This window comes from Pandoraea communis (genome assembly GCF_902459745.1).
GTDB lineage: Bacteria > Pseudomonadota > Gammaproteobacteria > Burkholderiales > Burkholderiaceae > Pandoraea > Pandoraea communis.
Genome location: NZ_CABPSJ010000004.1, coordinates 680,273 through 698,944 on the forward strand (window position 1 = coordinate 680,273; position 18,672 = coordinate 698,944).

General features: G+C 63.1%; 14 protein-coding genes. 8 read left to right on the top strand and 6 right to left on the bottom strand.

Features of this window, described 5'->3' with window-relative positions:
• Nucleotides 1-26: 26 nt before the first annotated feature.
• Nucleotides 27-1,652, bottom strand: a complete 1,626-nt coding sequence (locus PCO31110_RS17760; protein WP_150691009.1) for a methyl-accepting chemotaxis protein — start codon at nucleotides 1,650-1,652, stop codon at nucleotides 27-29.
• 295 nt (nucleotides 1,653-1,947) lie between these two features.
• Here PCO31110_RS17760 and PCO31110_RS17765 point away from each other — a divergent pair, with 295 nt between their 5' ends.
• Entirely contained in the window at nucleotides 1,948-2,103 is a 156-nt protein-coding gene (locus PCO31110_RS17765; protein WP_010806965.1) for a hypothetical protein, read from the top strand.
• A 69-nt stretch (nucleotides 2,104-2,172) separates the two neighbouring features.
• The gene (locus PCO31110_RS17770; protein WP_010806964.1) at nucleotides 2,173-2,655 is read left to right on the top strand and encodes a YaiI/YqxD family protein; all 483 of its coding nucleotides are present in this window, start codon (nucleotides 2,173-2,175) and stop codon (nucleotides 2,653-2,655) included.
• Here the strand turns inward: PCO31110_RS17770 and PCO31110_RS17775 are convergent.
• The 3 genes from PCO31110_RS17775 to PCO31110_RS17785 form a co-directional block, all read right to left on the bottom strand.
• Entirely contained in the window at nucleotides 2,633-4,882 is a 2,250-nt protein-coding gene (locus PCO31110_RS17775) for a hypothetical protein (protein ID WP_150691010.1), read from the bottom strand. The genes PCO31110_RS17770 and PCO31110_RS17775 overlap by 23 nt on opposite strands.
• 116 nt (nucleotides 4,883-4,998) lie before the next feature.
• A complete protein-coding gene (locus tag PCO31110_RS17780) occupies nucleotides 4,999-6,066 on the bottom strand; it encodes a helix-turn-helix domain-containing protein (protein ID WP_150691011.1) in 1,068 nt (355 codons plus the stop codon).
• A gap of 4 nt (nucleotides 6,067-6,070) precedes the next feature.
• Nucleotides 6,071-6,943: a LysR family transcriptional regulator gene (locus PCO31110_RS17785; RefSeq protein ID WP_010806961.1), complete on the bottom strand. Its 873-nt coding sequence runs from the start codon at nucleotides 6,941-6,943 to the stop codon at nucleotides 6,071-6,073.
• Nucleotides 6,944-7,281: 338 nt separating this feature from the next.
• On the opposite strand from PCO31110_RS17785, the gene PCO31110_RS17790 reads away from it, so the two are divergent.
• Genes PCO31110_RS17790 through PCO31110_RS17800 form a run of 3 tightly spaced genes read left to right on the top strand, consistent with a single transcriptional unit; the run spans nucleotide 7,282 to nucleotide 13,123 of the window.
• The gene (locus PCO31110_RS17790) at nucleotides 7,282-8,514 is read left to right on the top strand and encodes an efflux RND transporter periplasmic adaptor subunit (protein WP_051126352.1); all 1,233 of its coding nucleotides are present in this window, start codon (nucleotides 7,282-7,284) and stop codon (nucleotides 8,512-8,514) included.
• 2 nt (nucleotides 8,515-8,516) lie between these two features.
• Nucleotides 8,517-11,663: a multidrug efflux RND transporter permease subunit gene (locus PCO31110_RS17795; protein WP_150691012.1), complete on the top strand. Its 3,147-nt coding sequence runs from the start codon at nucleotides 8,517-8,519 to the stop codon at nucleotides 11,661-11,663.
• On the top strand, nucleotides 11,660-13,123 hold the full coding sequence (locus tag PCO31110_RS17800; RefSeq protein ID WP_150691013.1) for an efflux transporter outer membrane subunit: 1,464 nt from the start codon (nucleotides 11,660-11,662) through the stop codon (nucleotides 13,121-13,123). The genes PCO31110_RS17795 and PCO31110_RS17800 overlap by 4 nt, the downstream gene beginning before the upstream one ends.
• 112 nt (nucleotides 13,124-13,235) lie before the next feature.
• Here the strand turns inward: PCO31110_RS17800 and PCO31110_RS17805 are convergent, their stop codons facing one another.
• Entirely contained in the window at nucleotides 13,236-14,411 is a 1,176-nt protein-coding gene (locus PCO31110_RS17805; RefSeq protein WP_150691014.1) for an MFS transporter, read from the bottom strand.
• A 127-nt stretch (nucleotides 14,412-14,538) separates the two neighbouring features.
• On the opposite strand from PCO31110_RS17805, the gene PCO31110_RS17810 reads away from it, so the two are divergent.
• The 3 genes from PCO31110_RS17810 (at nucleotide 14,539) to PCO31110_RS17820 (ending at nucleotide 16,943) form a co-directional block, all read left to right on the top strand.
• Nucleotides 14,539-15,432, top strand: a complete 894-nt coding sequence (locus PCO31110_RS17810) for a LysR family transcriptional regulator (RefSeq protein WP_150691015.1) — start codon at nucleotides 14,539-14,541, stop codon at nucleotides 15,430-15,432.
• Between the two features lie 147 nt (nucleotides 15,433-15,579).
• Complete coding sequence (locus PCO31110_RS17815; protein WP_150691016.1) at nucleotides 15,580-16,347, top strand: LuxR family transcriptional regulator; 768 nt, start codon at nucleotides 15,580-15,582, stop codon at nucleotides 16,345-16,347.
• Between the two features lie 326 nt (nucleotides 16,348-16,673).
• Nucleotides 16,674-16,943 (top strand): DUF4148 domain-containing protein, encoded by a 270-nt coding sequence (locus PCO31110_RS17820; protein ID WP_150691017.1) that lies wholly within the window; start codon nucleotides 16,674-16,676, stop codon nucleotides 16,941-16,943.
• Between the two features lie 223 nt (nucleotides 16,944-17,166).
• Here PCO31110_RS17820 and PCO31110_RS17825 read toward each other — a convergent pair whose 3' ends face one another.
• Entirely contained in the window at nucleotides 17,167-18,660 is a 1,494-nt protein-coding gene (locus PCO31110_RS17825) for an efflux transporter outer membrane subunit (protein ID WP_246189887.1), read from the bottom strand.
• Between the last annotated feature and the right edge of the window lie 12 nt (nucleotides 18,661-18,672).

Consider the following 18,672-nt stretch of genomic DNA (forward strand, 5'->3'; position numbering starts at 1 on the left):
CGACTAAAGCACGGAGTGCCGTGTGCTCAGGCCACCAACCTCAACGCGTTGTCTTGTGCCAGCGCCGGTTCGTCCCGGCGCGGCCCCGTACTGCGCGCGCCGATGCCATCGGCACGCAACCTGAAGAACGCGGCCGTGCTGGCCAGCGCTTGCGCCTGTTCCTGAAGCGCTCGGGCCGCAGCGGCCGACTGCTCGACAAGCGCCGCGTTCTGTTGCAGCCCCTGATCCATTTCATTGACGGCGATGCTGACCTGCCCCACGCCCTGGCTCTGCTCCCGCGAAGCTGCAGTGATCTCGTCCATGATGGCGCGCACGCGGCTCACTGCATCGATGATCTCGCTCATCGTCGCACCGGCCTGCTGCACCTGCCCGGCACCCGTGGCGATGCGCTGCGTCGAGTTTTCGATCAGTTCCTTGATTTCCTTGGCTGCCGCCGACGAGCGCTGTGCAAGCGTGCGCACTTCGCCAGCCACCACGGCGAAACCGCGGCCCTGCTCGCCTGCACGTGCCGCCTCGACGGCCGCGTTCAGCGCCAGGATGTTGGTCTGGAACGCAATGCCCTCGATCATCGACGTAATCTCCGAAATCGCCGCCGAGCCTTTGCTGATCTCGTCCATCGTACTGACCACCGACGACACCACGTCATGCCCCTTGCGCGCAATGCCCGAGGCGGACGACGACAGTTCGCTCGCCCGCTCAGCGTTCTCCGCATTCTGACGTACCGTGCTGGCCAACTCCTCCGCACTCGACGCGGTCTCTTCCACCGAGGCCGCCTGCCCTTCGGTGCGTGCCGACAGGTCGGCATTGCCCGCTGCAACTTCACGCGTGGCGTTGGCAATGGCAACGCTGCCGTCGCGAATCGACTCGACGGTGTGCGTCAGGCTCGCCTGCATCGCCACCAATCCTTGCAGCATGCGGCCCATCTCGTCTTGCGAGCGCACCTGGATGTCGTGGGTCAGGTCACCATGCGCAATGGCTTCGAAGTGCCCGATCGCTTCATTGACAGGCCCCAGGATTGCGCGGCGGAGCATCAGCCAGCTAAGGGCCGCCGCGAGCACACCGATCAGGATCGCAACGATGCTGCCAGCGCGAAACAATTGATAGTGGCTCTGTGCGGCGTCGAAGGTCTCCTTCGCCTGATTCAATTGATAGGTCTTGAGCGCCTGCGCAGCCGTCTGCATACGGGTGTAGATGGTGCCGACGTTCACCATCAGCTTGAGGATCTCGTCACGATCTCCACGCACGGTCGCTTCGCGGAACTGCGTCAGCACGTCTTCAGTGGCACGATACTGCGTGGTTACCTCAGCGGCCAGCTTGTCTTCGCCGGCGTCGCGCGGCAAGCTCAGGTAGCGGGCCCAAGCCTCTTCTGCGCCGGTGGCCACTTCTTTTTCCTTCGTATACATGAGCTTCGCATCGTCCGAACCCGGATTGATTGCCGCCCGGTCCAGCGACGTGCGCTGGCGGCCAACCAGGATCGTCATCTCTCCCACAGCAATGGACTTGGGCATTTGTTCAGCGTAAGTAACGCGATTGGCGTCGTTACTGTCGTGCATACCGACGAGGCCGAAAGCACCGATGGCGATCAGCAGTACGCCGAGAAATGCCATCGAAGCGGCCAGGCGGCCGTTTATTGAAAGACGGGAGAACCGCATGGTGTGTCCTTGCACTTTCCCGAACGTAGGGACGTCCGGAGGATTGGAGGATATCTGCAGCGCAGGGGCATTCGTTCGAAACCACCTGCATTCGAGGGTTTACGGCGATATATTAAATATATTTAGGAGCGCCCTGACGAAATCCATTTCCGCACCTCTGCGGTGCATTTTCCGGCTTGACACTGACCCCACGCACCATTTCGAGCAAGTCGAGCCCCCAGCTTTCGACGCAGATGGCAAAGGTGGTCGTCTTTTGGGCTTTAACCACGCGGCTCCATTGTGGGAGTGCTAAGAGATGCTGGCGTTGTCCGTCAACGACTTATTTTGTCAACCTGCGGGTGTGTACTTCGGGGCGACGGCAAGCGTGAATGTGGGGAGCCTGGTGGCGGCCGCGCACGGCATTGCGGACGGCGACCTGCTTTTTTGCAAACGGGGGCGTGCCGAAGCGTAAATTCCCGGCGCTGCGGAAGATCAACGATGGCTTATGATGACTTCTCCAACGCTTTCGAAGTCACCCAAAATGCAAGTTTTCGTCGACGCCGACGCCTGTCCCGCCGTCATCAAGGAAATTCTGTTTCGCGCGGCGCGCCGCGAGGAAATTCAGGTCACCCTGGTCGCGAATCAATTCTTGCGTACACCGCCGTCGCCATTCATCAAGACGATTCAGGTGCCGTCGGGATTCGACGTCGCCGACGCGCGCATCGTCGAATTGGTCACTGCCGGAGACCTGGTGATTACCGGGGATATCCCGCTCGCGGCGGCGGTGCTCGACAAGGGCGGGAATGCGCTCGATCCGCGAGGGAGCTGGTTCTCGCCAGACAATATCCGGGAACGTTTGTCCGTTCGCGACATGATGGATCAGCTTCGCATCGCCGGCATCGACACGGGCGGACCCGCGCCCTTCAGCCCCCGCGACGGCAAAGCGTTTGCGGGGGAGTTCGATCGCTTCCTCACTCGTTATCGCGCATCGGGCAACGCCATCAAAAGAACATCTCAAGATTGAGCCCGACGTGGGTGCGTGCCCCGACGTCGGCGCCGGCCACACCGTTGACGAACGCCGAAACCTTTGCCTTTCGATTCACCCGGTAGCCTACCCGGGCGCCATACTCCACCCAATTGAGGCGGTTCGACACTTGCGGCGAGAGTGCACCCACGCCGCCGACGTTCAACTGTGAGCCGTCACGGTAGCTGAAGCCATGCGCCCACGCGCCCCAGATCGCGGCGTCGATGGTCGAGGTGAAAGCATGCACCCACTTCTCGCGGAGTTTGAGCACGTTCATCGTGGACGACGACGCCGGCATGCTCGCCTCGAACGGGTTGGCCGGTGACAGCACCTCGCTGTACGACCCCGTATGCAATACCTGGCGTCCGATTTCAAGGGATTGCGTCAGTTGATCGTTCGCCGTCACGTTGATCAGCATGCCGAGACGCGCAAATCCATAGGCTTGTCTGCCCGACGCACTGCCGCTGCCCGTCGCGGTGCCCGAGCCGTTTGCATAGTTGCGGGAGAAGCGGTAATTGCTGTCGGGCGAGTAGAAGCCGCCAGCTTCGCCGAACCACCCGATCCGGTCGTCGAGCATATAGGCGTAGCGCAGCTTGGCCGCTGCCGTAAAGGCCCCCTTCATCTCCGTATCCGAATAGCTCTCCGACGCATAGCCAAGGCCCGCGACAAGTTCGAACGGCGCCAGATTCAAATGCCCCGTGATCCCCGCAGCCAGCGAGCCGACCGAGCCGAACGCCGACACCCCGCTCGGCGCGCCCGACGGCGCGCCTTCCCCCAGCATCTGGTCGGCGAAGCCGTGCATCTGCCCCATGACGCTTTGACGCCCCTTGCCGACCTGATTGGCCGAGGCTTGCACCGACGCCGGCGTGGTGACACCCGCGATCACGGGAAGCACAGGGGCGGCTGGCGAGGGCGATCCGGGGCTCGGCGTGCTTGCCGCAGGGTTCTGCGGGGTGGCAGGCTCCGTTGCGGGAGGCGGCAACACCGTCGCATCGATATACCGGATGAGATAAGCCTGGCCGATGCCGTTTGTCGCCGGCCCGCTGCCGCTTCCAACGATGTACTGCCCGTTCGATGACAGGCCCGATACGCTGCTCAGGGTGATACCGGACATGCGCACCCCGGCATTGGCCAGCAGCGTTTGCAGATCCTGCATCCCCGTGGCGCGGGTCCAGCGAAAAACACGAAGGTCGCTGTTGGACGTTTGCGCGAGCCCCACGATCACAGACCCGCTGGCGTTGACGGCGCTCGCCAAGGACTGAGGGCCGCCCAGCGTTCCCAGATCGGCCATGCCCGTCGCGCCAGTCCAGCGAAAGGCGTGGACGGCGGTGTTGCCCGGCATCGCGGCAGCGCCGACGAAAACGGAACCATCGGCACTCATGCCGTAGAAGTAGGCGGTGTCCCCGCCAAATGTGCCGATATCTTTCATGCCCGTGGCGCTTGTCCAGCGAAACACCCGCGTTGCGTTGCTTATCGTGTTCGCCTTACCTGCCACGACGGCACCGTCGGCACTGACCGCCGACGCACTCGAGCTTCCGCCGTCGAGCGCCCCCAGATCCTGCATCGCTGTGGCGGCCGTCCATCGGAAAGCGCGTAACACATTGCCGCTAGTCGAGGCCTCGCCTACGACGACACCGCCGTCGGCACTCACGGCAGATGCCGAGGAATTGTTGCCGCCCAGCGTACCCAGATCCGCCATGCCGCCGGCGGCTGTCCAGCGAAAGGCGTGCGTGTTGCCTATGGCTGCCGGATACGAACTGCCTACGATGACAGCGCCATCGGCACTGACGGCCGTTGCGTCGGAGGACACGCCGCCAAGGGTGCCGAGACTCTGCATCCCTGCGGCGGTTGTCCAGCGAAAGGCGACCACACTGCCATTGGACGCGGTCGTGGAGCGGCCGACGACGACGTTACCGTCGGCACTGACCGAAGTCACGTCGGAAAAGCGGCCGCCGAGCGTGCCGAGGTTCTGCATACCCGTGGCGGTTGTCCAGCGAAAGGCCTGTGTGTCGGTGAGAACCGTCGCTGTCCCGATCACGGCGGAACCGTCGGCGCTGATGCCTGTGGCACTCGACGCGCTGCCGCTACTTGGTCCGAGGAAAATGGGTGCGTCTGCGATCACGACGCCGGCCGCGAATGCTGCCGGGGTGAATAGCGCACCGATCGATAGGGCAACGAGCGAAATACGCGGGTGAGCGCTTCGACGGGACGAGAGGATGGGGTTCATCGTTGAGGACCGCAAAAAAACACGATCTTCCTCGAATCGAAAATCTCATACCCGGCCCCACGTCCCGGAAAACTTGACCGCCGATCCCACGGCTGACGTTGACCTGCCCGTCTGGCTCAGGACGATGCCGCCGTGCGCGTCGGCGGTGTGCGTTGAATGCCTTCGAGCCACCCTCGCACGGTGGCCTCATCACCCGGCGATGCCGGTTCGACGGGCTTGCGATCCGTGGTCTGTCTCGCGCTGGCGCGCACTTCGCGCGGACTGACACCGAATCGCCGGCGGAAGGCGCGGCTGAACACGCTCTCGCTCGAGAAACCGTAGCGAAAAGCAATCTCGATAATGCTGATGCGATTGCCTGTGGATAGCAGCAATTCGTCAAAGCACCTGTCGAGCCTGCGCGCCTGAATATAGGCCTGTACTCCGCCATCCGCCTGAAACAATCGATACAGGCCGGACCGTGAAACGCCCATCGCCGCTGAGATTTGCTCCGGAGATAGCGCATCGGTCGTCAGATAGCGATCGATGTGATCTCGAATCAGCCGCTTGACGCCATCCCGGATGACCTGCTGCGCGTCGCCTGCGTTGTCTAGCAGCTTCGACTGCGCACCGCCGAGCAGAATCAGACCGGCATTCACGGAGGCCGCCATTTCTTCGCTTGTCAGCGTCGGGGCGCTTTTCAACAACTCAGTCAGATGCGATGCCAGCAAGCGGGTTGCGCCTAATTCAGGGGCGAGCACCGCGCCATGCAGCTTCTGGTCGCGTAGCGACGTTGGGAGACGGTCGCGCGGTACGGTGAGCGTGATGGTCGAGAACGACGTGGTGCGGCTGTTGACCGTCTGCCCCAGATCCAGTACGCCGATCGATCCTGCCGCTGCGTTGACCGCGCGCTTGCCGTATTCGCCCTGAACGCCTCCCGAGGTGAAAAGCTGAATCAGCAGATGATCCACGTGGCTTCGCCGGATATCCATCGCGTTGCGCCGATGATCCATCGTGGCAGAGCAGGCGCTGCGGCTGATTAGGCAATCTCCCAGATGCGTGCCGCTCATCTCGCCCATGAAGCCGTGCGGACTTGCCTCGATTCGCACGTCGACATACGGACGCACCAACGCACGCCAAACCTCCGGCGCTTCCGGAAGCGCCCGGCTGTCGAACCGGGCGACGAACTGCCGTGACGCGTCGCGCATTGGCTCAGGCCTCCTCTGAAATCACCCGTAACAACTCGGCAAACCGCGCATCGCACCAGCGCATCACGTCGTTGGGTTCTCGCCCAAAACGCCAGAGCATACGCACGGGCAACTGCGGCAGACCGAGATCGTCGCAGCGCAATTCGTGAAGGTCTTCGTACTCCGCAATATCGATAGGGAGAACGGCCCAGCCGAGTTTGTCGACGACCATGCTGGCAATCACGTGGGAACTGTCTGCCCGCCAGATCGCCGGGCTGAGCTGCAATGGGGTGAAGTCGTCCATCTGCAACAGAATCTGCCGGTACTTCGCCAAATCGCCGCGTGTCACCTGATCGCGATAGGCCAGCGGATGATCGCCTGCGACGAATACGCCCTGCACAGCCGATCCGACGTATTTGTGTCCCAGCGCGGACGAAATCGCGCCGCGATCCACGTGAAAGCCCATGTCCGCTCGCTGCTTCTCGACATACTCCGCAACTTCCGTCGACGTGCCGTAGAGCAGCGTCAACTCAAGGTAGGCGAACTGGTGAGCGAGATCCCGCACCAGTTCGCTCACCGCCTGATACGGCAGCGCCTCATCGAGTGCCAGCGACAACTGCGGCTGCTCGCCGAACGCCAAGGCATTCGCGCGATGGTTCAGGCCCTCGGCCTGCCGCAGCAGTTCCTTGGCCTCGAGCAGCATCACCTCACCCTGATCGGTGAGTCTCGCATTGCGGCGACTCCGGTCGAATAGTTCAAATCCCAAATCGGCTTCGAGCAGCGAAATCGCCGTACTCACCGCCGACTGGGCTTTGCCGAGCCGGCGGGCGGCAGCCGATATCGAGCCTTCTTCCGAAGCCGCCACAAAATAGCGCAATTGTTCTATTGTCCAGTTCATTCATCCATTTTATAGATAGGTTCCAACTTTTTCTAACAGTAATTTCGAGGCAGAATCGTGCTTCTCCAATGTAAAACGCCAGATTGAAACGCCAGCATAGGCGAGGCGGCAGACGACCGGATCTCCCGGTCCGGTGGTCTCAGGTAAAGACCTCCTTCGCGCAACGCGCACCTGCCACCCACGGCGCTCCTGGAGAGATGTGGGCCCCCGGTTCCCCACCACTGGCTTCGCCACTGGTTGACGTCGCGCACCGAACGCGGCATCGACACCCTGACCGGATGTCGTAAATCCAATGCTCTTACATGTCACCGAAAATCGATAACCGAACCCGTTTCGGAATGCTAACTGGCGTGTCCGCCAGCCTGATCGCCAGTGTTCTCTTGCTCGCCGCCTGCTCGGATCGCGGCAAGAAAGACGCCGCCGATGCTACGCCCGAAGCCGTCGTGCGCACGGTCGAGCGTCGCGCCGAACCGCTGACGACCCAACAACCGGGCCGCCTGGAGGCCTACCGCAGCGCCGACGTGCGCGCTCGTGCGGGCGGTGTCGTCATCGAGCGCCGTTATCAGGAAGGTCAGAAAGTCGCCAAGGGCGACGTGCTGTTCCGCATCGACCCGCAACCGCTGTCTGCTGCGCTCGATGCCGCTCGCGGTGCGCTCGCCAAGGCGCAGGCCGAACACGATTCGGCACGCGACAAGATCGAGCGCTATCGCGGCTTGCTCGAAGAGCGCGCTATCAGCGCCCGCGAAGACGCCGAGTCACGTGCGGCTGAAGCCCGCGCGCGCGCAGACGTGCTTGCGGCCCGCGCAGAAGTCCGCAAGGCGGAACTCAACCTCGGCTATACGAGTGTTGTCTCGCCCATCGCGGGGCGCGTGCGTCGAGCCGAAGTGACCGAAGGCGCTCTCGTCGGACTCGACTCGGCCACGTTGCTCACACGCGTGGAGCAGATCGATCCGATCTACGTGAACTTCTCGCAACCGGCCGCGGAGGTCTACGCCATGACGCGTGATCTGCGCGCGGGCAAGCTGCAACACGGCAGCGAGTCGGCTGCGCCGCAGGTGCATGTGACGTTGCCCGATGGGCGAGAGTACACGTTGCCCGGCAAGCTGCTCTTCACCGATCTGGCCGTCGACCCCGGCACGGACACTATCGCCATGCGCGCCTTGCTGCCGAACCCGGACGGCGTGCTGCTACCCGGCGCGTTCGTGAAGGTGAGCATGCAAGGGGCCGTCAACCCGAACGTCGTACGTGTGCCCCGCGAATCGCTCACGCGCACGGTCGATGGCGCCGTGGTGCGCGTGGTCGATGCGCAAGGCGAGGTGCGCGATACGAAGGTGCATGCCGAAGCGATCGACGGCCGCGACTGGCTGGTGACGGACGGCCTCAAGGGCGGCGAGAAGGTCATCGTGCACAACGTCGCGCAGTTCTCCGACGGCATGCAAGTCAAGCTCAAGGCCGACACCACGGAAAGTGCCGCCAAGCCGGAAGCCCCCCGTGATGCGAAGCCGCAAGACAACGCCAAACCGGTAGCGCCCGCGCGCGCCGGTCCGGCCTCCAAAGCGGAGACGCAATAACCATGGCTCGTTTCTTTATCGATCGCCCGGTCTTTGCCTGGGTGATTTCCCTGTTGATAACGCTGGTGGGTGTGCTCGCGATCCGGGCGCTGCCCGTCGCGCAGTACCCTGACATCGCGCCGCCGACGGTCAGCGTGTGGAGCAGCTATCCGGGCGCGTCGGCGAAAGTGGTCGAAGACTCCGTAACGGCGCTCATCGAGCGCCAGATGAACGGCGCACCGGGGCTGATGTACACGTCGGCGTCCAGCGGTAACGGCCGCTCGTCGGTCAACCTCACCTTCCGCCAGGGCACCAGTCTCGATCTGGCTGCGGTGGAGGTACAGAATCGTCTGAAGACCATCGAATCGCGTTTGCCTGAAGTCGTGCGTCGCGATGGTGTCGTCGTGGAGCGTGCTGCGGACAATATTCACATGGTGGTTACGCTGGCGTCGGCCAATCCGGCGATCAGCGAGTTCGACCTTGGGGAGATTGCGTCGGCACAGGTCGTCAATCAGCTAAGGCGTGTGCCGGGTGTCGGGCAGGTGCAGGTTTGGGGCACCGAAAAGGCCATTCGCATCTGGCCGGATCCGGCGAAGCTTGTCGCACTCGACCTGACTGCGCCGGACGTTGTCTCGAAGGTTCGCGCCTACAACGCACGCGTGACGGTCGGCGACATCGGTGCAGGCGGAACGCCTGCGTCAGCCCCGATCAATGCCAACGTGGTGTCGGACAGTGCATTGTCGACGCCGGAAGCGTTTGCCGACATTCCGCTGCGCGTGCGCGCGGATGGCTCGGCCATCCGCCTTGGCGATGTCGCGCGCGTGGAACTGGGCGCCGCCGATTACAGCTATTCGTCGCGTGTGGACGGCATGCCGGCAACGGCGATGGGCATCAAACTGGCGGCGGGTTCGAACGCTGTGGATGTGATGAAGGCGGTGCGTAAGGTCATGGACGAACAATCGGCACTGTTTCCGGCCGGCGTCTCATATCAGATTCCCTACGAAACCGCGTCGTTCGTGAAGGTCTCGATCCAGAAGGTCGTCATGACGCTGCTCGAGGCCGTGGTGCTGGTGTTTCTCGTGATGTATCTGTTCATGCAGAACCTGCGCGCCACGCTGATCCCGACGCTTGTCGTGCCGGTGGCCTTGTTGGGTACCTTCGGCGTGCTGCTGGGACTCGGGTACTCGATCAACACGCTCACCATGTTCGGCATGGTGCTGGCCATCGGCATTCTGGTCGACGATGCCATCGTCGTGGTCGAAAACACCGAGCGGATCATGGTCGAGGAGGGCCTCTCGCCCTATGCGGCTACGGTCAAGGCGATGTCGCAGATCAGCGGGGCCATCGTGGGGATCACGGTGGTGCTGGTCACGGTGTTCGTGCCAATGGCGTTTTTCTCGGGTGCGGTGGGTAACATCTACCGGCAGTTCGCGCTCACGCTGGCGGTGTCGATCGGGTTCTCGGCGTTCCTCGCACTGTCGCTCACGCCTGCACTTTGTGCCACGCTGCTGCGTCCGATTGCGGCCGATCACCATCAGAAGCGCGGCTTCTTCGGCTGGTTCAACCGTACGTTCGCCCTCGGCACCGAGCGCTACACGCGCACGGTCAGCAAGACGCTGCACCGTCCGTGGCGTGCGTACTTGGTCTATGGCATCGTGCTGATCGCCGTGCCGTTGGCGTTCATGCGTCTGCCGTCGGCGTTCATTCCCGAGGAAGACACGGGTAGCTTCATGGTGATGGCGTCTGAGCCGCAGGGAGCAACATTGCCCGAAGCGATGACCGCGCTCAAGCGCATCGAGAGCTATCTGATGAAGGACGAGCCGGTCAAGCACGTCTTTGTGCTGGGCGGATGGAATGAGTTTGGCTCGGGGCCGGGCGGCGGGATGCTGTACGTCACGCTCAAGGACTGGCATGAGCGCACGTCGAAGCACGACAGCGTGCAGGCCGTCGTTGACCGCGTCAACGAGAAGTTCGCCGGTCAGCCCGATCGGATGATGATGGCGATGAACAGCCCGGCGCTGCCGGAACTTGGGTCGTCGAACGGCTTCAATCTGCGTTTGCAGGACCGCGCGGGCGTTGGCAAGGAAACGTTCATTGCCGCGCGCGACGAACTACTGCACAAGGCCGCGCAAGACCCGGTGCTCAAGAACGTGATCTTCGCCGGTCAGGGCGACGTGCCGCAGATTGACGTCACCATCGACCGGCGCAAGATGGAAGCGCTCAAGGTCAACATGGACGACGTCAACACGACGCTGGCCACCATGTTTGGCTCAGACTACGTGGGCGATTTCATGCTGGGTGCGGAAAATCGCAGGGTGATCGTGCAGGCGGACGGCAAACAACGCGTCTCGCCGGAGGACATCGGCAATCTGCGCGTGCGCAACGCCAACGGTGAGATGGTGCCGCTCTCGGCATTCGTCTCGCTCAAGTGGAAGCTCGGCTCGCCGCAGCTCAGACGCTACAACAGCTATCCGTCGTTCACGATTCAGGGCGAAGCCGCTCCCGGCAAGAGCAGCGGTGAAGCGATGGCGCGCATGGAGCAACTGATGGCCGAGCTGCCCAAGGGCATTGGTTATGAGTGGAGCGGGCAGTCGCTCGAAGAGCGCATTTCGGGAGCGCAGGCGCCGATGTTGTTCGCCTTGTCGGTGCTGATCGTGTTCCTCGCGCTCGCTGCGCTGTATGAAAGCTGGGCCATTCCGGCGGCCGTGATCATGGTGGTGCCGCTCGGGGTGATTGGCGCGCTTGGTGCCGTAAGCCTGATGGGCATGCCCAACGATATCTACTTCAAGGTGGGGCTGATCGCCACCATCGGTCTGTCGGCGAAGAACGCGATTCTGATCGTGGAAGTCGCCAACGATATGGCGAAGCAGGGCATGACCTGGCTCGATGCGGCGGTGGAGGCGGCGCGCTTGCGTCTGCGCCCGATCGTGATGACGTCGCTCGCGTTCGGTTTCGGCGTGGTGCCCCTGGCAATCGCCTCGGGCCCGGCGTCGGGAGCGCAACGTGCCATCGGTGTGGCGGTGCTCGGCGGGATCGTGACGGCCACGGTGCTGGCGATCTTCCTGGTGCCGCTGTTTTTCCTGTTGGTCGGCCGCTTTGTGCGCCGGCCGGAGACAGAGAGTACGGACGCGTCGCGCGATGGCGCGCCGGCCGTCGAGGGGAAGGTATGACGACGTTTCGACCCCGCTTGCGCGGGATATCCGCCGCGGGTGTGTGTCTGCTCGCGTTACTGGGCGGATGCACGCTGGCGCCTACGTATGAGCGCCCGGCAGCCCCGATGCCCACGACCTACGAAGCGGCCCCGTCGGGCAGCGACGTGCGGCTGGCGCTGGCCAGCCCACTCGCGGCCGATGCGGACTGGGCCGACGTGTTCACCGATCCGGGCTTGCGCACGCTGATTCGCCAAGCGCTCGACCAGAATCGCGACCTGCGTCTGGCGTCGCTGCGTGTGCAGGAAGCGCGCGCGCTTTACGGCATCGAAGCCGCTAATCTGCTGCCGAGCGTGAAGGCCGGCGGCACGTTCTCCCGTCAGCGCTATTCCGGTTCGACGGGCTCGCTCAATGGCGGCAACAACACCGCGGGCGGCTATGTGGCCAACGACCTGCGCGCGACGGCGGGCGTGAGCGCGTTCGAACTCGACTTCTTCGGACGTGTTCGCAGCCTGAGCGATGCCGCTCTGCAAGAGTATCTGGCGAGCGAAGAAGCCCAACGTGCGGCGCAGGTGAGTCTCGTGGCGGAAGTGGCCACGTCCTACATCGGGCTCGTGGCCATCAACGAACAGATCGCTTACGCGCGTGAGGTGCTGACGGCTCGGGAAGAAGGCATTCGCGTCATTCGTCTGCGTGCCGAACGCGGACTGGTCGACGATCTCGATCTGAACACCGAGACCACACAGGTCGAAGTGGCGCGGGCGGCGCTGGCCGAGCGCGAGCGTCAGCGCAGCGAGATCGTGCACGCGTTGCAGGTGCTCACCGGCGATGTCGGTGCAAAGCCGGTGGCCGCCGCCACGCTCGACGACACCTTCGTGGTGCCTGTCGCGGCCGGGCTGCCGTCGTCGTTGTTGATGCGTCGTCCGGACATTCGCCAGGCGGAAGCGCGATTGCGCGCCGCCAACGCGAATATCGGTGCAGCGCGCGCCGCGTTCTTTCCGTCGATCAAGCTGACGACGGACATTGGTACGGCCAGTTCGCGCTTTGCGGATCTGTTCAGTGCGGGCACCGGCGTGTGGACGTTCATGCCGCAGATTACCGTGCCGATCTTCGAAGGCGGTCGCAACATGCAGGGGCTGAATCTGGCGAACGTGCGCAAGGAGATGGCCGTCGTGTCGTACGAGCGTGCGATACAGACGGCGTTCGCCGAAGTGGACGATGCGCTTGCTGCACAGCAACTGCTGACGCGCCAGTTTCAGGCACAAAGGCGGGTGTCGGACGGCGAGCGCGAACGACTTCGTCTGGCCAAGCGCCGCTATGTCAACGGGGTAGCGAGCTACCTCGAACTGCTCGACGCGCAACGCAGCGAGTTTCAGGCCGCGCAACAGTTGATCGACGTGAAGCAGCGGGTGCTGGTCAATCAAGTGGCGCTGTATCGCGCATTGGGCGGTGGTTGGCAGCCGGAGACGGGCGAGTCCTGACGCGGTACCGTTCGTCCGCGATAATGAAAAACCCCGCCGGGTCTCATGATCCGGCGGGGTTTTGCTATGGGGGAACGCGATCGACGCCCGCGCTGGCCCATCGACGTCAAGGTCAAGACGTGGATCGCGCTTCTGAAAGCCTTTGTGGAACGGGCGTTGGCGGCGCCAGACGCCGCAGCGTTAGTGCTGCCCCCGCGATCAGCAAACCGATAACGAGCGACACCCAGAGAATGGCCGCATCGCCCCAATGCTCGCGCGCCACGGCATACCCCCAAGGCGCCACGGCCGACAGCGCGAACGCCGGCGTGAGCAGGGTGCCCAGCGCACGCGCGTAGGCGTCGTGCGCGAAGAGTTCGAGCGGCAGGCCGGCGCGCAGCAGTGTGGCCAGACCGTTCAAGGCCCCATACGTGAAAATGAAGACCCCTGCGGCGTACATCGACGACATGCCCGCAAGTCCCAGCGCGAAGCACAGCGGCAGTCCGCAGCCGACCACGAGGTTGAGTCTGACCGCGCTCGTCTGACGCGGCGTAAGCCATTCGAGTGTGCGCGCGCACACCTGTCCCAATCCCCACAAGGCGGCGAGTCCGACCGGCAGGCCGTGAGCACCGAGCAGGGACGTCAGATGGGCTGCCAGCCCCGACGACAGAATCGACACCAGCGCCATGACGGCACAGTAAAGCAGGGCGGGCGCCCAGGGCAGCGGCGAGCGTGGCTGGCGGGCCGCATGGGCGGCCGGCATCCGGGAGGGTGTCGGCGGCAGGCTGCGCAGCAATGCCCAGGCGAGCAGGCCGATGAGGCCATAGACCAGCACTCCCGTGCGCCATCCCCACGTATCGCCCAGCCAGTTGCCCAGCGGCCAGAAGACGGTCGTCGCCAGTCCCCCCATGAGCGTGATCTGTGTCATCGGCCGGCGTGCAGCAGACCCGTAGCACGCGGCGAGGGTGGCGAACGCGGCGTCGTACAGCGAGAGACGCATGCCGACGCCGAGCAGGCACCACGCCGCATAGAACTGAACGAGGGTTGTGCTCGTGGCAAGCGTTGCGCAGCCCGCCGAGCAGACGAGCGTGCCGGTGCACATGACGCGGCGCCCCCCCATCCGTTCGAGCCAGCGGCCCGATAGCGGCGAGACGGCGGCCATCACCAGCATGGCAAGCGATGGGCCGGCAAACACCCAGGTTTGCGGCCAGCCGGTCGTTTGTGCGATACGCCATGCGAAGGCGCCGGGCAGGTAGAAGCTCACGCCCCAGTTGATCAATTGCGCGAGACCGAGGGTGATGGCGGTGGGCATGTGGCAGGGAACATAGGCGGCAGTGAAGCCGCTGGAGTGGGGGGCGAAGACACGCCTGCATGGTGCGCCAACACCATCTCTTGGTAAAGTCTTGGCATCTTATCCGGTTCATAAGGAAAACTTTGAGATGCGCCGCCTGAATCTGGATCAACTTCACACGTTTTCCGAAGTCGTCGATGCCGGGAGCTTTTCCGCGGCTGCCGCCCGTCTCGATCTTTCGCAACCTGCCGTCAGCCTTCAGGTTCGCCAACTGGAGCAAAGGCTGAATGTCCGGCTGATCGAGCGAGTCGGCAAGCGGCTCAAGCCGACGTCCGCCGGACTCACGTTGCTCGAGCACGCTCGCCGCATCGACAGCGCCGTCGAAGACGCCATGCAGGCGCTGACGAGCCACGCGAGCGACGTGGCGGGAGAAGTGGCGATCGGGACCGGGGCGACGGCCTGCATTCATCTGTTGCCGCCGATTCTGCGCGCGATGCGCAAACGCCATCCGATGCTCGACATTCGCGTGAGTACCGGCAACACCGACGACGTGGTGACCGCCGTGACGGAGAACCGGCTGGATATCGGACTCGTCACGTTGCCTGCCGCAGGGCGCAGCCTTCACATCACGCCGGTGTTACGCGACGAGTTCGTTGCCATCGCTCCCGCCGGCGATCAGGGTTGGGCGGCAGAGGTCACGCCGCAAAGGCTCGCGGCAGCACCGATGGTCGCTTTCGCCTCGGGGAGCAGCACGCGGTTGTTGATCGACGAGTGGTTCCTGCAAGCCGGATGGCGAGTGCGTCCGGTCATGGCGCTGGGCAGCATCGAAGCGATCAAGGAAATGGTGGCGGCGGGATTGGGTTACAGCATCGTGCCGCGCATGTCGGTAGGGGCGGCACATTACCGCCGTGGCTTACGCATTTCGACGCTCACTCCCGAACTATCGAGAACGCTTGCGATTGTCGTGCGTCAGGACAAACCGCTTGCCCCGGGACTGCGAAAGGTCATGTCGGCGTTGGAGGCGCTGAGCCACGCCGCATGATTTGGATGGGGAAATGATTGGCACTCCACTTAAAATGGACTTGTCGTTTCACAGGGACAAATTACTGCCCGCAATCGACAAGGCTGGGACTACAATGCGCGAATATCGGCAATTCGCCGGCAATCGTCAAGAAACGTGCAATTTGCAATGCATCATAATCTTTACCGGTATGAGGGGCTGCTCGGTGCCCGCTCGGTCGAGGCACTCGACGCAGAGTTTCAGAATCTGAGGCACACGCTCGGATATGACGCGCTGTTTTACGCGCCGCTCCTGCCGCGTCGGGAACGAGAGGCCGCAGCATTTCAGATTGAAGATCAGTGGATTTCGGCGCAGGGTATGCCGAGCCGGCATATTTTTACGACATTTCCAGCGTCGTGGATCGAGCGTTATCAAGCCGCACGCTATGCTGAAGTCGATCCGATTCTGATTGCGGCCAATTTGTCGCCGCTCCCGATTCTTTGGCGGACTTTTCTTGCTCAGAAGCGGCCGCATCCGATTTTCGCGGATGCCCGCGAGCATGGTCTCGCGTCCGGGGTGTCGATTCCAATCTACGGTGCCGCAGGTGAGCGCGCAATCTTCAGCGCCGCGACGGCAAAGTCGCCCGAAGAATCAGCCGAGCACGAAGCCCGCATGATCGGAGAGATTTATCTGACCGCGGTGTACTTTCATCAGGCGATTCAGCAACTCGACATGCAATGGGTGGCGAGTCGCAGCGTTGGAAAGCTCAGTCCGCGCGAAATCGAGAGTCTGCTGTGGGCGGCGCGCGGTAAAACGGCGTGGGAGATCGGCTTGATTTTGAAGATCTCCGAACACACCGTGACGTTTCATATCAATAACGCCAAGCGCAAGCTCGGTGCCGTCAATCGACATCAGGCGATTGCCGCAGCAATCAGCGGCGGTTTGATTTCACCCTGATTCTTCCTCGATTGACCCCGGCTCGTGAGTGATTTTTACAGTCGCTCACGAGGCGACTTTCATCCGGCCTTCTTGCCCGGCGGCTTCGGCCACTTTCCATTCAGTGAAATAACACGATCTTCGAGCGATCGGCGTTATTTCATTTCGACTTCCCCGCAATTTCGGCGTTGAATTTGGCCGAATTCACACTATTTCCGAAATAGTGTGTTGTGGTTTTAGGGCTGGTTCATTAGTAAGGGAAAACTATAATTAATTCATGGCGAAAACTGATTGATTGGCGGTTTTCGTGTCCATGAGCGTCATATGAACGATAAAAGGAGTTTTCCATGAAAAAGAACCTGTTGACTGCGGTCGCGCTCGTTGGCCTGACGATGGCGGCTGGCTCGGCATTTGCGGCAGATCAGAGCCAAACGGGTGGTGTGACCCGTGCCCATGTGCGCGCTGAGTTGCAAGCTGCGCGTGAACTTGGTCTTTCGCCGGTGACGGAATTCAATTTCCCGTACACCTACGAGCAGTCGGTTCAGTTGCAGAAGCTGACGGCAAAGATTGAAGCGCAAAACCAAGTCGACGCGCCGAAAGCGCCGTCCGCCAACTAAACGGCGCTCGGATAAGCGCTGAGATTATCGATAGCAGTTCCGGATTCGCCGACGGCCCGCCCGACTCACCATCAAGTCCTGTCCGCGCCGCGCGATTCCACTCACCGACGCCGATGTGCGTCACCTGCCACAGCCCCGCACGAGGATTCGTTCCCGACGGGGCTTGTGTGTTTCTGGAGGGGCGGCGTCAAGAAGACGCCACTTCCCCTCACATCTCAATCGGTCAATGGGTAGACAGTGCCGGTGAGGCGGGTGTGTCGCCACCTGCCGGCGTCGAACGGGATTGGGCCAGCGACGTCTTGTCGTTCGCCGCGCTCGATTGCCAGCCCCCGCCTAGTGCCAGGAACAGATTGACCTGATCCATGGCAACCAGCGTTTCCGAGGCGGCCAGTGCTGCCTCGGCGTTGGCGTGGGTGCGTTCGGCGTCGAGGCTGGTCAGAAACGGCGCGCGACCAGCCTGATAGAGCTTGTGATTCTGCTCGGCAGCGGCGCGCGACTTGTCGCGAGCGTCGCGCAGGGCGTCGCCGCGTTGCAGCTCGCGAGTGTAAGCGGAGAGGGTCGTCTGCGTTTCCTGTAATGCCTTCAACACCACGCCATCGAAATGGGCGAGGGCGGCATCGGCGCCGGCTTCCATACCTTGGATATGGGCACGCACACCGTTGGTTGGCAGCGACCACGTAATCATCGGTCCCACGGTCCATTGCTCCGTGCGGCCTTGCCCGAAGTGTTCCAGCATCCCGCTCGCGCCGATCGAGGCGCCCAGGCGGATCGACGGATAGAGGTCGGCCGTGGCGACCCCGATCTTCGCCGTGGCCGACGCCAGTTCGCGCTCCGCCTGACGTACGTCGGGGCGGCGCTTGAGCAGCGCCGTGCCGTCGCCGACCGGCAGCGGGTGATTCAACTGAGGAATGCGGCGGCACTGTGAGGCGTTGGCGTCGAGCGTGCCGGGCACCTTGCCGAGCATCACCGCAAGCCGATAGGTTGCGGCTTCATGCTGCGCCTGGAAATGCGGCAGGGCGGCACGCAGTGTGTCGGCCTGCGCCTGAGCGCGCAGCAGATCGGTGGATTGATCGCGACCCGCGTCGACCAACTTGCGCGTTATCGCTACGCTCTTTTCCTGCAATTGCAATTGCTCGTCGGCGATGTCGTACTCTTGATTGGCCGCGCAGCTTTGCACATAGGCGCGCACCGTTTCGGCGGCCACACTCACGCGAGCGACATCCAGCGCTGCCTGACTGGCTTCGGCGGCGGCGAGTGCGGCTTCGTCCGCACGCGCCAGCTTGCCGAAAAAATCGATCTGGTAAGAGATGGACAGCGCCGCTGCGGCCAGATTGATCACGGGCAGCTTGTCTTCCTTCAGGAAACTCTCGCCGGAAAGCTGGGCGCGTCCTCCGTTAGCCTGCACGCCGCCCTGCGGAAAGTTCTCCGACTGGACTTCGTGATACATCGCAATCGCACGCTGCACGTTGGCGAGCGCCACGCGAACGTCCGTGTTCGCGGCAAGCGCCTCTTTGACGAGCGCGTCGAGTTTCGGGTCGTCGTAGAGTTGCCACCAATCGTCGGGCACGGCGCCAATTGACACGGCGCGTTGTGTGGCGTTCGCGATGGGGCCGTTGGCCTCGTGCGAGCGCATCACCGAGTTTTCCGGCAGATGGTAGTCGGGGCCGACGGTCGTGCATCCCGCGACTAGCGCGGCGGCCGCCGCCACCGCACTCATCAGGCGTAATCG

Bases quoted from the DNA above. Each gene is read 5' to 3' on its own strand.
- PCO31110_RS17760 (WP_150691009.1), bottom strand. From the start codon at position 1,652: ATGCGGTTCTCCCGTCTTTCAATAAACGGCCGCCTGGCCGCTTCGATG.
- PCO31110_RS17765 (WP_010806965.1), top strand. From the start codon at position 1,948: ATGCTGGCGTTGTCCGTCAACGACTTATTTTGTCAACCTGCGGGTGTG.
- PCO31110_RS17770 (WP_010806964.1), top strand. From the start codon at position 2,173: ATGCAAGTTTTCGTCGACGCCGACGCCTGTCCCGCCGTCATCAAGGAA.
- PCO31110_RS17775 (WP_150691010.1), bottom strand. From the start codon at position 4,882: ATGAACCCCATCCTCTCGTCCCGTCGAAGCGCTCACCCGCGTATTTCG.
- PCO31110_RS17780 (WP_150691011.1), bottom strand. From the start codon at position 6,066: ATGCGCGACGCGTCACGGCAGTTCGTCGCCCGGTTCGACAGCCGGGCG.
- PCO31110_RS17785 (WP_010806961.1), bottom strand. From the start codon at position 6,943: ATGAACTGGACAATAGAACAATTGCGCTATTTTGTGGCGGCTTCGGAA.
- PCO31110_RS17790 (WP_051126352.1), top strand. From the start codon at position 7,282: ATGCTAACTGGCGTGTCCGCCAGCCTGATCGCCAGTGTTCTCTTGCTC.
- PCO31110_RS17795 (WP_150691012.1), top strand. From the start codon at position 8,517: ATGGCTCGTTTCTTTATCGATCGCCCGGTCTTTGCCTGGGTGATTTCC.
- PCO31110_RS17800 (WP_150691013.1), top strand. From the start codon at position 11,660: ATGACGACGTTTCGACCCCGCTTGCGCGGGATATCCGCCGCGGGTGTG.
- PCO31110_RS17805 (WP_150691014.1), bottom strand. From the start codon at position 14,411: ATGCCCACCGCCATCACCCTCGGTCTCGCGCAATTGATCAACTGGGGC.
- PCO31110_RS17810 (WP_150691015.1), top strand. From the start codon at position 14,539: ATGCGCCGCCTGAATCTGGATCAACTTCACACGTTTTCCGAAGTCGTC.
- PCO31110_RS17815 (WP_150691016.1), top strand. From the start codon at position 15,580: ATGCATCATAATCTTTACCGGTATGAGGGGCTGCTCGGTGCCCGCTCG.
- PCO31110_RS17820 (WP_150691017.1), top strand. From the start codon at position 16,674: ATGAAAAAGAACCTGTTGACTGCGGTCGCGCTCGTTGGCCTGACGATG.
- PCO31110_RS17825 (WP_246189887.1), bottom strand. From the start codon at position 18,660: ATGAGTGCGGTGGCGGCGGCCGCCGCGCTAGTCGCGGGATGCACGACC.